Annotated in this window: 9 protein-coding genes and 1 tRNA gene; 6 read left to right on the forward strand and 4 right to left on the reverse strand. The window is 37.1% G+C overall.

Annotated elements, in window-relative coordinates; all coding sequences use genetic code 11:
- The first annotated feature begins 72 nt into the window (after positions 1-72).
- The 3 genes from FJR04_RS18690 (at position 73) to FJR04_RS18700 (ending at position 6,826) form a co-directional block, all read left to right on the forward strand.
- Positions 73-1,365: an amino acid permease gene (locus tag FJR04_RS18690; RefSeq protein ID WP_168497546.1), complete on the forward strand. Its 1,293-nt coding sequence runs from the start codon at positions 73-75 to the stop codon at positions 1,363-1,365.
- 796 nt (positions 1,366-2,161) lie between these two features.
- Positions 2,162-3,463 (forward strand): efflux RND transporter periplasmic adaptor subunit, encoded by a 1,302-nt coding sequence (locus FJR04_RS18695; RefSeq protein ID WP_168497547.1) that lies wholly within the window; start codon positions 2,162-2,164, stop codon positions 3,461-3,463.
- Positions 3,464-3,634: 171 nt separating this feature from the next.
- Complete coding sequence (locus FJR04_RS18700; RefSeq protein ID WP_168497548.1) at positions 3,635-6,826, forward strand: efflux RND transporter permease subunit; 3,192 nt, start codon at positions 3,635-3,637, stop codon at positions 6,824-6,826.
- Positions 6,827-6,858: 32 nt separating this feature from the next.
- On the opposite strand, the gene FJR04_RS18705 is transcribed toward FJR04_RS18700, so the two are convergent.
- The 3 genes from FJR04_RS18705 to FJR04_RS26515 all read right to left on the reverse strand — a co-directional run bounded on the left by FJR04_RS18705 (position 6,859) and on the right by FJR04_RS26515 (position 9,467).
- A complete protein-coding gene (locus FJR04_RS18705) occupies positions 6,859-7,965 on the reverse strand; it encodes a glycosyltransferase family 4 protein (RefSeq protein WP_168497549.1) in 1,107 nt (368 codons plus the stop codon).
- Positions 7,966-8,396: 431 nt separating this feature from the next.
- Positions 8,397-9,041, reverse strand: a complete 645-nt coding sequence (gene pdxH / locus FJR04_RS18710; RefSeq protein WP_168497550.1) for a pyridoxamine 5'-phosphate oxidase — start codon at positions 9,039-9,041, stop codon at positions 8,397-8,399.
- Between the two features lie 291 nt (positions 9,042-9,332).
- Positions 9,333-9,467 (reverse strand): hypothetical protein, encoded by a 135-nt coding sequence (locus FJR04_RS26515; protein WP_256366801.1) that lies wholly within the window; start codon positions 9,465-9,467, stop codon positions 9,333-9,335.
- A 784-nt stretch (positions 9,468-10,251) separates the two neighbouring features.
- Between FJR04_RS26515 and FJR04_RS18715 the strand changes: the two genes are divergently transcribed.
- Positions 10,252-11,223, forward strand: a complete 972-nt coding sequence (locus FJR04_RS18715) for a sucrase ferredoxin (protein ID WP_168497551.1) — start codon at positions 10,252-10,254, stop codon at positions 11,221-11,223.
- Positions 11,224-11,234: 11 nt separating this feature from the next.
- Complete coding sequence (locus tag FJR04_RS18720) at positions 11,235-12,236, forward strand: ABC transporter substrate-binding protein (protein ID WP_168497552.1); 1,002 nt, start codon at positions 11,235-11,237, stop codon at positions 12,234-12,236.
- Positions 12,237-12,324: 88 nt separating this feature from the next.
- On the opposite strand, the gene FJR04_RS18725 is transcribed toward FJR04_RS18720, so the two are convergent.
- A tRNA-Met gene (locus tag FJR04_RS18725) sits at positions 12,325-12,397 on the reverse strand.
- A gap of 283 nt (positions 12,398-12,680) precedes the next feature.
- Between FJR04_RS18725 and FJR04_RS18730 the strand changes: the two genes are divergently transcribed.
- On the forward strand, positions 12,681-13,382 hold the full coding sequence (locus tag FJR04_RS18730; protein ID WP_168497553.1) for a hypothetical protein: 702 nt from the start codon (positions 12,681-12,683) through the stop codon (positions 13,380-13,382).

Genomic DNA, 13,382 nt, shown 5'->3' on the forward strand with positions numbered 1-13,382 from the left:
GTTGTGTTATTGGTTTTATGATTTGTTTTTGGGACTTTTGGCAAAATAACATTCGACAAAATCAAGCAGAAAATGAATAAACAAAAACAACCAGTAACGCGATTATTTTCTCATCTGGAATTTGATGGTAATAAGCTGCAACATCAACCAGGAAGTGTTTTAGGAAATATAGCTTTAATTGCAGGAACAAGTGTTGGAGCAGGGATTCTGGGATTACCTGCGGTAACTTTACCATCTGGGATTATCCCATCTACAATTTTACTTCTGACTGTATGGGCTTACACTGTAATTTCTGGGTTATTAATTGCAGAAGTTACTTTAAATGTGATGCGAGTTGAGGGAATTCCCCATTTAGGGTTACTAGCAATCATAGAAAAAACTGTTGGTAAATTGGGAGCGAGAATTGCCGGAGTTGCATATTTATTTATGCACTATGCTCTTCTAGTGGCATATATGACTGAAGGTGGGGAAGTTTTAGCCACAACATTTAATCAAGTTTGGCAGTTAGAAAATATTTTACCTCACTGGGTAGGAACAGTTAGTTTTGCTCTGGTATTTGGTAGCATGATGTATTTAGGTAGAGATAAATTAATTGAAAAATTAAATGAGATATTTATCATCATTCTCCTAACTGTCTTTGTTGGGTTATTAGTATTAGGAGGAATGCAAGTCCAAAGCTCTCAATTTTTGGTGCAGAATTGGCACGCTATTGGTCGTTCTGTTGCTGTTATGTATGTAGCAATGTTTTTTCAAAGTATTGTCCCGTTGGTTGTCACCCAATTGGAAGGGGATGTTCCTAAAATTCGACAATCTATTATTATTGGTTCTCTGATTCCGCTATTTATGTTTTTGGCTTGGAATGCTGTGATTTTAGGCTGTATAACTCCAGATATTCTTCAGCACAATGGCGGAAATGAGAGTGTATTTGATCCATTGCAAATCCTGCGAAATGGTCGTTCTGGGGGATGGTTTGCAATGTTATTATCAATTTTTTCGGAATTTGCAATTATTACATCATTTATTGGTGTAACTTACGGGTTAAGGGATTTTTTCAAAGATGTTTCCTCGATGACTAAAAGCGAAATTTCTCGTTTACCGCTCTATTCTTTAGTGTTGCTTCCACCGCTGGGTTTAGGAACATTTAATCCCACTATCTTTTTTCATGCCCTAGAATATACAGGAACATTTAGTATTTCCATTTTAGGGGGGATTATGCCAGCTTTAATGCGTTGGCGACAAACTCAAATACCAGAATTTACCAATAGCAAAAATCAAGTTTTAGTTCCGGGTGGAAAAATAACATTAATATTGATGATTTTTGGTGCATTGCTTCTAATCGGTAGACAAGTTTTTCAATTTATATAGGTTGTCACTTTATAGATGAAATACAATCGAGGGCGGGGAAACCCCACCCCTACAGGTTTTGATATTTAATGACTGTATCTCACAAAGAGTACATACCGCTATATTCAGCGTTGTCAATTATCAATTGTCAATTGTCAATTGTTTATGAATAAAACCTCCCTTGTCGGGTAATGACAAGAGAGGATTTGGAGCTAAAGTCCGGTAGGGTAATCGGGCTATTTAATATTTAATATTTATAGTGATTAAATCCAGTCCCCCTTTAGATATATAAATTGATGATCATTACCATCAATTGGTATTATTTAAGCTTTTTGTGAAAAAAAATCCCTTGTTTGTATAAACTGTCAGACATTTAACTTACATGATTAGGGTAGGCAAGATGCCCAACACTAAAATAGTTTTATTTAATGGAAATATGCAGGTTAAAAGTTGAGCGGCTGATTACAAACAAAGGGATCTACTGTTAAAGTTCGTCAGGTGATCGGAATATTAAATATGTAGTATTTATTGGGTGTGCGTTGATTCCTCCATTAGGTAGATAAAAATTTGTACATCAATATCTAGTTGTATATTTTTAGACTATAAATCAATACAAATCACAGGTTGCCGAGAAATAGGTGACTATAGTCATGGGTAAATTTCTCAAAAATCTTTATACTAAGTTTATAATTCTTAAAGATTAAGCAATGTATATATTTATGTCCAACGCATATTAATGAGAAATCGTCAGGTTATCTGCTGTTGTTCAGATATCAACGGTTATTAACCCTAAAGAATTTGCAGAGGAGTAGAATTAATGATTTTGGATATAAAACAGTCAGAGAGAAAAACGCAGAAGATATTCATACCTTGTGTTTTAGGACTAGCTTTACTATCAGCTAGTTGTGGTTCATTACCAAAAGAATCAGCGGAAGCACAATCAAGAAGACCTCAACGCGAGAGCCAAGAACCTGCGGTTGATGTAGCGATCGCTCGCACTAATCTTTTAACTCCCCAACCAGAGTATATTGGTAATACAGCACCATATCGGGTTGTTTCTGTGCGATCGCAAGTCGAAGGCAGACTCATCGCTTTAAATCTAGACATTGGTGATACAGTCCAACGGGGAAAAATCATCAGCCAATTGGATGACACCCTCTTACTCACAGCCCTAAGACAAGCCGAAGCCGAACTAGCAACCACTGAATCAGAAGTAGCCAGAGCTATGACTCAGGTAAATAATGCTCGCGCTCAAGTGGAAAGAACACGGTTAGAATTGGTTCAAGCACAGGCAGATTCTCGCCGACTGACACAATTATACAAAGAAGGGGCAATTCCCGAACAAAGCGCCCAACAAGCTCAAACTCGCGCCAAAACCGCAGCCCAAGCCCTCCGCTCCGCCACTGAACAAGTTAGTACAGAAAAGCAAGCCGTATCCGCTGCTCAAGGTAGAGTATTTGCCCAAAAAGCAGCCGTTAGCGCCGCTAAAGAACGTCGTTCTTATGCCCGTTTAATTTCTCCTATTACTGGTGTAGTTACAGAAAAAGTCACAGAACCAGGAAATTTATTACAACCTGGTAGCGAAGTTTTAAAAGTTGCCGACTTTAGTCGCGTTAAAGTCGTCGCCCAAGTTTCGGAATTAGAATTAGCAAAAATACAAGTTGGGCAATCTGCACAAGTCAAATTAGATGCCTTTCCCGACCAAAAATTTATTGGTAGAGTAGCCCGTATTTCTCCTACTGCTGATACCACAGCCCGGTTAATACCTGTGGAAATTGTGATGCCTAATAGTAGGGGTAAAATTGGTAGCGGACTATTAGCAAGAGTGAGTTTTACCAACCCAACTCCACAGCGTGTAGTCGTACCAGCAACAGCAATTAGTAGTCAAGATAAAAAGCCAGAAGCACAGTTAGAAAATACTAACTCTACCCTTTTTGTTTTAGACAAAAAAGGTGATAAAACCACAGTCAAAGAACGCTCAGTTTCTTTAGGCAAAATCGCTAACGGCAAAATAGAAATTCTCACCGGTTTACAACCAGGAGAAAGTTATATTGTTCGCAGCAGTGAACCATTAAAAGATGGTGCAACTGTGAAATTATCAATGTTGTCGGAAAATTAATATAAAAGGCAAGATTTAATAACGTAAGTTGCTAGTTAGATAAATTTTCAGAATCACGATATCCACCGATTAAAGGATTAACAGGATGATAACTTAAATTTTATCACCAACCACCAATCACCAATCACCAATTACCAATCACCAATTACCAATCACCAACCAGATAACTATATGCAACAACCAAACATAAATAGCGGATTTAGTTTGAGTGCTATTTCTATCCGGCAACATATTGGCACACTGATGCTAACCTTAGCAGTCGTGGTAATGGGTGTATTTTTTATTCTGCGATTACCTGTAGATTTATTACCATCAATTACCTATCCTCGGATTGGTGTTCGTATAGAAGCACCAGGGATTTCTCCAGAAGTAGCAGTTGATGAAATTACTAAACGTTTAGAAGAATCTTTTAGTGCGACAGAAGGGGTACTACAGGTTTTTTCTCAAACCCGTGAGGGTAATGTCAGCTTAAATTTATACTTCCAACCAGGGGGCGATATTGATCAAGCCCTAAATGATGCTACAGCTACCTTTAACCGAGCGAGAAATAGATTACCAGACACTATTGGAGAACCACGAATATTCAAATTTGATCCTTCTCAATTACCAGTTTATGAATTTGCAATAACTTCACCTACCCTGAAAGGTGTTGATTTGCGGGTATTTGCAGAAGAAGAATTAGCTCGTGAATTAAATGTAGTTCCCGGAGTCGCTGTAGTAGATGTATCAGGAGGAGTGAAAGAAGAAGTTAGAGTAAACATTAATTTAGAAAGATTGCAATCTTTGGGAGTTGGTTTAAATGATGTTTTGACAGAATTAAGAAACCGGAATCAAGATATTTCTGGTGGTCGAATTTTAGGAACAAGTTCCGAATCGTTAACTCGGACATTAGGACGCTTTCAAAATGCGGAGGAAATTAGCAATCTATTATTTGAAGCTGATATTCCTAACTCTAATATCAGAAATCGGGTTTACTTACGTGACTTTGCTGAAGTTATTGATGGTGCAGAAAATCAGCGGGTATATGTTTTATTGAATGGGGAAGAATCGGTAAAAGTCAGTATTCAAAAACAACCAGATGCGAATACAGTTAATGTAGTTGATGGGATCAAAAAACGATTAGAAGAACTGCAACAAGCTCGTGTAATTCCCTTAGAAGCAACACTGACACCAACTTTAGATGAATCTAAATTTATCCGTAATTCTATTGCTAACGTTACCACTTCAGGATTAATTGGTACAGGGTTAGCAGCGATCGCTGTTTTGATATTTTTAGGTTCTTTTCGCCAAACTTTAATTATTGTTCTGGCTATTCCTCTCGCATCTTTAGCCGCTATCATTTTGATGGGATTATTTGGTTTATCTCTCAACGTTTTCAGCTTAGGTGGTTTAGCCTTGGGTGTGGGAATTGTGGTAGATAACTCCATCGTCATGTTAGAAAATATTTCCCACGGTATCCGCAATTCCCAGTTATCAGTTATTCAACAATCAGAGCAAAGTAGCCGCGAAGTAGAATCAGCTTTATTAGCTTCTACAAGTACAAACTTAGTCGCCGTATTGCCATTTTTGCTAATTGGTGGTTTTATCTCTTTACTATTTAATGAGTTAATTTTAACCATCAGTTTTGCGGTAGCAGCTTCCATTTTAGTCGCAGTAACTGTTGTCCCGATGATGACATCTCAGTTATTGGGGATAAAATTTTCCAGTTCTTTAAATAATTTTTGGCCCCTGCGAGAATTTAATCGTCAGTTTGATGCGTCTACAAGATTATACGGAAGGTTTTTAGGTGGGCTATTACGTTGGCGGTTGTTAACAATTGCGATCGCTATTATCATCTTAGGTGGTGGTAGTTTGTGGATGGCTCCTCAAATTTCTCAACAAATCCTTCCCCGTATCAACACTGGACAAGCTACTTTATCGGCGCAATTTCCTCCCGGTACACCCCTAGAAACTAATCAAAAAGTCATGAAAGCGGTAGATGAAATTCTCCGCAATCAACCAGAAACAGCTTACGTATTTTCGACAATCGGCGGTTCTCTGTTTGGTGGTAATACTAACTCTAACCCCTTGCGAAGTTCTAGCACTATTACCCTTAAATCTGGTAGTGATTTAGATGCTTATATAGAGAGAGTTACTCAACAATTAAATAAACTGAACTTAGTAGATATTCGTTTGCGTCTTTTTCCTGGACAAGTCCGGGGTTTAATTCTGAATAACTCTCCTATTAGAGGTGCTGATGTTGACATTATTCTTCAGGGAAATGATGCTAAAACTTTAGAAACAGCCGGTCGTCAAGTATTAGGAACTTTAGATAAACAAATTTCCTCTGTGAGATTTCGTCCTGACGCAGATAGTCGTCAACCAGAAATTCAAATTCTCCCAGATTGGGAACGAGTCGCAAATGTGGGTTTGAATGCTAAAGATATTGGTGACACCATTCAAACTGCAATTACAGGTACTATTCCTACGCAATTGCAACGCGCAAATCGGTTAATAGATGTGCGAGTTCAATTAAATGAATCCTCATTACAAACAACTGCCCAATTAGAAAGATTACCGTTATTTGTTGATAACAACTATCAAATCCGTTTGAGTGATGTGGCTAAAATTAGCATAGGTCAAGCACCAGGAGAAATCCAGCGCATTAACCAACGTCAGGTATTTTTAATTGCTGGAAATTTAGCAGAAGGGGCTAATCTCGGTCAGGCTATTTCCCAGGTAAACCAAGTTCTCAGCAGCTTAGATTTACCCGCAGGTGTGAGCATTTTACCCAGTGCAGCCGTTGAATCTAATCAACAATTACAAAAATCACTACAACTTTTAGGAGGACTAGCCGCCTTCTTAGTATTTGTTGTCATGGCGGTACAATACAACTCTCTCGTTGACCCTTTGGTAATTATGTTTACCATTCCTCTAGCATTAGCTGGGGGTATTTTCGGTCTTTACATTACGGAAACTCCCATTGGAGCTACGGTCATAGTCGGTGCAGTTCTATTAGTCGGTATTGTTGTTAACAACGCCATTATCATGATAGAACTGGCCAACCAACTTCGGGAACGGGATAAAATTGACCGCCGCACCGCTATTTTACAAGCTGCACCCCAACGCCTTAGACCAATATTAATGACGACAATTACCACCGTTTTAGGGATGTTTCCTATCGCTTTGGGAATTGGGGAAGGGTCAGAATTTCTCCAACCATTAGGTATCGTTGTCTTTTCTGGTTTATCTTTAGCAACACTGCTAACTCTGTTTATTATTCCCTGCTTTTACACAATCCTACATGATTTAGTTGGTATTCGCTGGGCAAAACCAGTATTAATAAGGTTGCGTACATTGAGAAAAAGCTTACTGAAAACCTAAGTAGGGGCGGGGTTTCCCCGCCCACTCAGAAGTCAGGATTCCGTAATGGCTGGGTTTCCCCGCCCGTTTAGGATTCTATCAGCCAGCCATAACTCTTCGTACACCGCCAATGTTTCTTGATGTACACGAGCAACATTTAACCATTCTAGATTGTCCTGCGATCGCTGTTTCCATTCCTGGAGTGTATCTGCATTAGTCAGAAGTTTTGTCAATGCTTCAGCCAATTTTTGACTATCCTGAGCCGGAACTAACATCCCCGCTTTCCCATAATCCAAAGCTTCTGGAATACCATCTACCTCAGTAGCGACAATAGCCGCCCCTGCTTCCCTCGCTTCCGAAAGCACCAAGGGACAGGGGTCACGGTGGGAAGCCAAGACAAAAATATCACAAGCTAGTAAATAACCTTGTGGTTCTGACTGAAATCCTTCAAAATGAATCTGATTACTCACAGATGTTGCTTGAGCTTGAGATTCAAATATTTCCTTATCGGGTCCATTTCCTACTAAATATAAATGCGCTGCGGGAAAATTTTTAGCCACTTCCTCAAAAGCTGCAATTAACTCAGCAATACCCTTACGTTGATACATTCCTGCTACAGTAGCGATCGCCGGATGCTGTAAATTTAAAGGTTGATAATCTGATATTTGCCGAGTGCGCGGACTATCTAAAGTACCATTCCGAACTACCCTGAGTTTTCGTTCCGGAATTCCCCGTTTGACCATCGAATTTTTGACAGCTTTGCTAACAGCAATTACTCGGTCAGCTAAACCCATCAAAATGCTACTACGTTGAAATTCATTATGAACAGTAGCCACTAAATTATATCTATTTCCCCATCTCAACGAACTTGCTAAAACCACACCAGTCATCATGTGAGCATGAACTATATCAGGCTGAAATTCTCGCACAATTTCCCGATAAGCGATCGCTGCTTTCATCATCTTGATTGGTTGACGACTTTGGTCTATGGCGTAGTGTTTAACACCAAATTGATGTAATAATTTTTCATACTCTCCCCCCGCTGAAATTACCGCCACATCATCACCAGATTTTGCTTGTAAACAAGCCAGATCCACAGCTACATTGACAATCCCATTCCCGATTTCTTGGATATGATTCAATATATGTATGATTCGCATAACCTGCAAAAGATGTATTAAGAATTAAATTTATCTCACTCATCAAAAAATATCAATAAAGAAAGTTATAAGAATTCAGAAATCAGATCAATTAAAAATCTTAACTTCTTACATTCTCAACATTTATATATGTCATTTGTTTTGATAAGTCGTGTTCATAATATATAAACCTTATTTTCCTTTGTCTGTACTTTAAGAAACAGATATTAAATATTCTAGTTAACAAATTTGCAGTCAGCAATTAGTAATTAATCATGCAGTAATTTTCCCAGAATGAGATATAGTCATCCGCAATTATTCGTGAATAAAAATAACAAGATCCCCTACTTATTAGAAAAATCGGGGATCTAAATCCGGGGATTTACAGTATATTACAGGGACATAAAAATCCAAACATAGCTATCACCACACCACGCTTTGAGGAAATTACATCAAGGTGATAAACGCTCAATTTTCCAACTGCCATCATCTACATGAGTGTATAATAAACGATCATGTAACCGACTTGATCTTCCTTGCCAAAATTCAATTTCTTGGGGAATAACCCGAAAACCTCCCCAATGAGGAGGACGAGGAACTTCCAGATTTTCATATTTGCGTTGAAATTCCTGTAATTGCTGCTCCAAAATTTCCCTACTCGCAATTTTTTCACTTTGATTAGAAGCCCAAGCACCTAAACGACTAAAGGGTGGACGGACTTCAAAATAGCTATCAGATTGTTCCGAGGAAATTTTCTCCACAGTTCCCACAATTCTTACTTGACGTTCTAATTCAGCCCACCAAAAAACCAAAGAAGCATGAGGATTTGCGGATATTTCTTGTCCTTTTTGACTGTTGTAATTAGTAAATAAAACAAAACCCCGTTCATCAAAATCTTTCAATAGTACCATTCTCGCCGAAGGTTTACCATCTGGTGTACAGGTAGCCAAAGTCATAGCATTAGGTTCAGGTAACTGGGCTGCGATAGACTGGCTAAACCAAGTTTGAAATTGTATAAAGGGATTAGGGTCAATTTCGTTTTCATTCAAATCTTGCAATGTGTAATCTTTGCGAAGATCCGCAATACTTTTATCCATTGTTTTTATTTTCTCCTGATTTTTATAGAACGATAAGTAGGTAGGTGGGAAAACTTATAACTATGTCATTGCGAGTGGAACGGAGTGGAACGCAGCAATCCCAAGAGTTTTGGGTAATTTACAGTTCGTTACATAGTTGGGTTGGTTAGCATCTACCTACTTACTTACTAATAAAATTTTACCGCGAAGGCGATCGCACCATCCCCACATACAACAGGAGTCGTAAGGGCGAAGCATTCGGGCGACAAATTCTCGGTTTTTCCCCAAGTTCATTTTCCGAATGCTTCGCCCTTAAATTGAATGCTTCGCTTCTACATCAAACACTGATGCTTCTATTTCCGTCAAAATACATCTGTACACAAATGCTGATTCTTCTCCATCTCCCGTCAGAGATACATCCGTATAGGCTTTGTGTATAGGTTTCAATTTAGATTCTGTATCTCATTGATTTACAATACTATATTTTAATGCTAATTTATCTCAATAATTGTTGTCATACTTCAATTGCCACTAATTTGCAACTGTTAATACATCAATTTTGCTTATCACCTTATGGGGTAAAGATTAATCTTAGTATTTTGCAAAAAATTAGCAAAATGTTCTCTATATCAATGGTATTTTTGTTAATACCTAGTACCGCAAGGCGGAATTAAAAATTAAAAATTAAAAATTAAAAATTAAAAAAGCAGATGACACAAGCTTTTTGATAATTCTTAATGGTTGGTTTACTTACGCCGTTGTGTACTAGTTCTCAACGTTGAAAGCTAGTGAGCAGAATTAATATTTTTACTTAAAAACCTTGTCTGACAAGGATTAAAGGCGAAAACCACACCAGTTTATTGATTGTTGTGATTCTCTTGAACTCAATACTAGACTCTGGGAATATTTTCGCCATAATTGCTTGTGGGATTGAATTTCCAGCATTTAACTCCGGTAAAATTATCTGTGACTCGATTTGGATAAAAATCATTACTTAATGAGAAAATATTGTAATAATTTTAACTTTGATCTATGATTATATTGCGAATAAATTTTAATAGCTTACAAACTACTAAGTATCAATTTAGAAAAAGTCCATAATTAATACATCATCTATACTTTATTAAAAAAAGATACCTTCAATCTGTACTCAAACTCACAACAACTATATTTGATTATTAATAATAATTCTAATTAGCTGAAATTACCAACTCTCGTTTTTTGGTTTATTATGAACAATATTTTTTGTACAGAAGAATCTTGTCAAGCAAAAGAAGACCCCATTGGTACTGCCTTAAATCGCCAATATTATGTTTTAATTGAAGTTCCACCACCTTGGGCATCTAACCCCCTAGATTCCAAGGATATTGCGAGTAAACTACAAGCTTTAAAACCAGCTATTGATGAGGTAGCATCATCTCTGAGGTTGCTATTTATTTACAATGCCAATTATTACGAAACTGGGAAAACTCGCTTAATTATCTACTACCAAACAGCAGAAATATCTTCAAAGTATAGCAAGCAAGAATATATCCTCTCAGATATTGATGATGCAGTACCAATCATAGAAAAGTGTATCAACAATGAAACTCTAGAATCTGAAAATACCAATATTCAAACTAGAGATTTTTTGGTATGTACTCATGGTAGTCATGATAAATGCTGCGCTAAATATGGCAATCCTTTTTATCGTCAAGCTTTAGCAACAATAGAAGATTTATCATTATCTCATGTACGGGTTTGGCAAAGTAGCCATTTTGGTGGACATCGTTTTGCACCAACTATGATTGATCTTCCAGAAGGGAGATATTACGCTAGGTTAAATCAAAAAATTTTCACTTCTATTTTGACACGAACTGGCGATATTCAATGTTTAAAAAATGTCTATCGTGGTTGGGGAATCTTACCTTGGCAAGTGCAAATATTAGAACGAAAGTTGATGTTAAAATATGGTTGGGATTGGTTTAATTACCAAGTACAAGATCATGTAATTTATCAAAACGAAGATGAAACTTTTAATCAGGTAGAAATAACTTTTACAACACCTGATAGTAAAGTTAACACTTATAGATGTAATGTGATTGATGACCCTACTAAAAGTATTAGTTTCCGAGGAGAATGTGGGACTAATGAATTAGTAACTTTTTCTCAGTATACAATTACAGAATTTGTAGATATGGCAGCATCATTAATCTCAATTTAATTATCAGGAAAATGTCAATCAAAAATAATTTACTTATCAGGGTATCTACTTTCCTGAATTACATACTTGATGATCATCAAATTAAGTTACTTGTATTCAGCCTCATCACAGCTTTAATAATTATCGGCTGTGGAATGAATACACCAAAAAATGCGCCTTTTAACTCTGTAAATGTTACTTCAGAAATGCGAATATTTAAACACGCTCTGGGTGAAACAAAAATACCTTTACATCCACAGCGTGTAGTTGTATTAGGAGGCTTAGATAATGTTTTAGCTTTAGGGGTAAAACCAATAGCAGCTACTACATTAGGTGATTATAAATTTCAGGCTTATTTACAAGATTTAACATCAGAAATTGAAAAAATTGGTACTAACGGTCAACCCAATTTAGAAAAGATTTTATATCTCAAACCTGACTTAATTCTAGGTTTTTCTTGGGATGCTGAATTATATGGACAACTATCTAAAATTGCCCCAACAGTATTGGTAGATCAAGATAGCGACTGGAAAGATTGGTTAAAGCAATATGCGGAAGCACTGGGAAAAACCGCCAAAGCTGAAAAATTGTTGCAAGAGTATGATCAGAAAATAGCAAGTTTGCGTCAAAAAATGGGAACAACCCTTTCCCAAACTAAAGTATCTTTAGTCAATTTTTGGGCTAATTATACTCGTCTTTATATGCGCCGTTCATTTGGTGGATCAATTCTCAAAGAAATCGGTTTACCTCGTTCTCAATATGAAAATAAAGATAAAAATCACGAAAACATCTCTTTAGAATTAGTTCCTCGAATTGGTGGTGATGTTATTTTCTTAATTCTGGGAGGACACAATGAATCAAGGTTAAAACAATTCATCAATCATCCTCTGTGGTCCCAGTTACAAGCTGTACAACAAAATCGGGTTTATCTTGTTACAGGTGATGTTTGGATTTCTGCATGGGGAATTATTGGCGCTAATCGCGTTTTAGATGACTTATTCAAATATTTGCTGACTTACGCCGTACTGTACTAGTTAATTACTCTATTTACCAGTATTACAAGTTGATGCAAACGATATTATAATTCGTTTGAAAGGTGTGTGAGATTAAGTTGTCGTTAAGTGCGCCCTGCTGGAATTGAACCAGCCTGAAGACGAATTATGAGTTCGTTGCCTCCCCAATCGGCCAAGAGCGCTTATTTACTGGAATCTTAACTTTGTTTTTGAGGTTTAGTTAGGTATTTTGATTTTAACTTCAATCACAGTAAATCATTATATCATAAATTTTGCAACCTGTAAACAATTCTTGCTGGTAGTGTGGCGTTAGCCATAAAAGTCAGTTGTTAGTTGTTAAGAAGTTTTCCCTGCCCCCTGCCTCTTCTCTGTCACCTATCAATTGTTAGTCAATTTCAAAAATCCCTAGTAGCATATAGAGCAGGACTAAATAATTTCTTCCTTTTGTATAATCACCTTGTAGCGATGAGAATAAATACTACTGTACTTCTAACCTTAATTTTGTTAACCCTGATGTTGGGAGCAGGTTCTGCTAGTGGTTTTTTGGGCTTTACATTAGGTAGTATGGCGCTTAAAGGTGTTAATACACCAGATGGTCGTCCTACGACTAAATTTAATAATAGCAAAACCAATAATCCCCAACAGGGAAACGTAGCTTTTTTGAAAGAGGAAGATATCCTCAAAGCAGTGAAATCTAGGATTAACGATAAAAATCAGGGTAATAAAACAGAAAACCTAGAAGAAGAAGAGATGAAATCTAGTAAGCCCCAAGCAACAGAAAAACCACCAGAAGTGACAGAAGAAACCCTCCAACCAGGATTTCCTGTGACTACTGAGAGTGAAGGTGTAACCATGTCGGTGCAATCTGTCCGCTATTCTGGAGGTGATTTATTACTAAGAGTGAATATGCAGAATAAAGGTAATGAATCTATCAGGTTTTTGTATAGTTTTTTAGATATTTCCGATGATAAAGGAAGAACTTTGAGTGCAATTACAGAAGGTTTACCAGCAGAATTGCCTGCAAAAGGTTCGGCATTTAAAGGTACAATTAGTATTCCTACAGCTTTACTTGATGATGTGAAACAGATATCTCTATCTTTAACTGATTATCCTGCTCAAAAACTCAAGTTACAATTGTCTGATATTCCTATAGAGAAAAATAATTAA

The sequence above is a fragment of the Anabaena sp. UHCC 0204 genome (assembly GCF_009711975.1).
Lineage (GTDB): Bacteria > Cyanobacteriota > Cyanobacteriia > Cyanobacteriales > Nostocaceae > Dolichospermum.

What these genes read in the sequence shown, in the direction of transcription:
- FJR04_RS18690 (WP_168497546.1), top strand. Translation starts at nt 73, where the DNA reads ATGAATAAACAAAAACAACCAGTAACGCGATTATTTTCTCATCTGGAA.
- FJR04_RS18720 (WP_168497552.1), top strand. Translation starts at nt 11,235, where the DNA reads ATGTCAATCAAAAATAATTTACTTATCAGGGTATCTACTTTCCTGAAT.
- FJR04_RS18705 (WP_168497549.1), bottom strand. Translation starts at nt 7,965, where the DNA reads ATGCGAATCATACATATATTGAATCATATCCAAGAAATCGGGAATGGG.
- pdxH (WP_168497550.1), bottom strand. Translation starts at nt 9,041, where the DNA reads ATGGATAAAAGTATTGCGGATCTTCGCAAAGATTACACATTGCAAGAT.
- FJR04_RS18730 (WP_168497553.1), top strand. Translation starts at nt 12,681, where the DNA reads ATGAGAATAAATACTACTGTACTTCTAACCTTAATTTTGTTAACCCTG.
- FJR04_RS18695 (WP_168497547.1), top strand. Translation starts at nt 2,162, where the DNA reads ATGATTTTGGATATAAAACAGTCAGAGAGAAAAACGCAGAAGATATTC.
- FJR04_RS18700 (WP_168497548.1), top strand. Translation starts at nt 3,635, where the DNA reads ATGCAACAACCAAACATAAATAGCGGATTTAGTTTGAGTGCTATTTCT.
- FJR04_RS18715 (WP_168497551.1), top strand. Translation starts at nt 10,252, where the DNA reads ATGAACAATATTTTTTGTACAGAAGAATCTTGTCAAGCAAAAGAAGAC.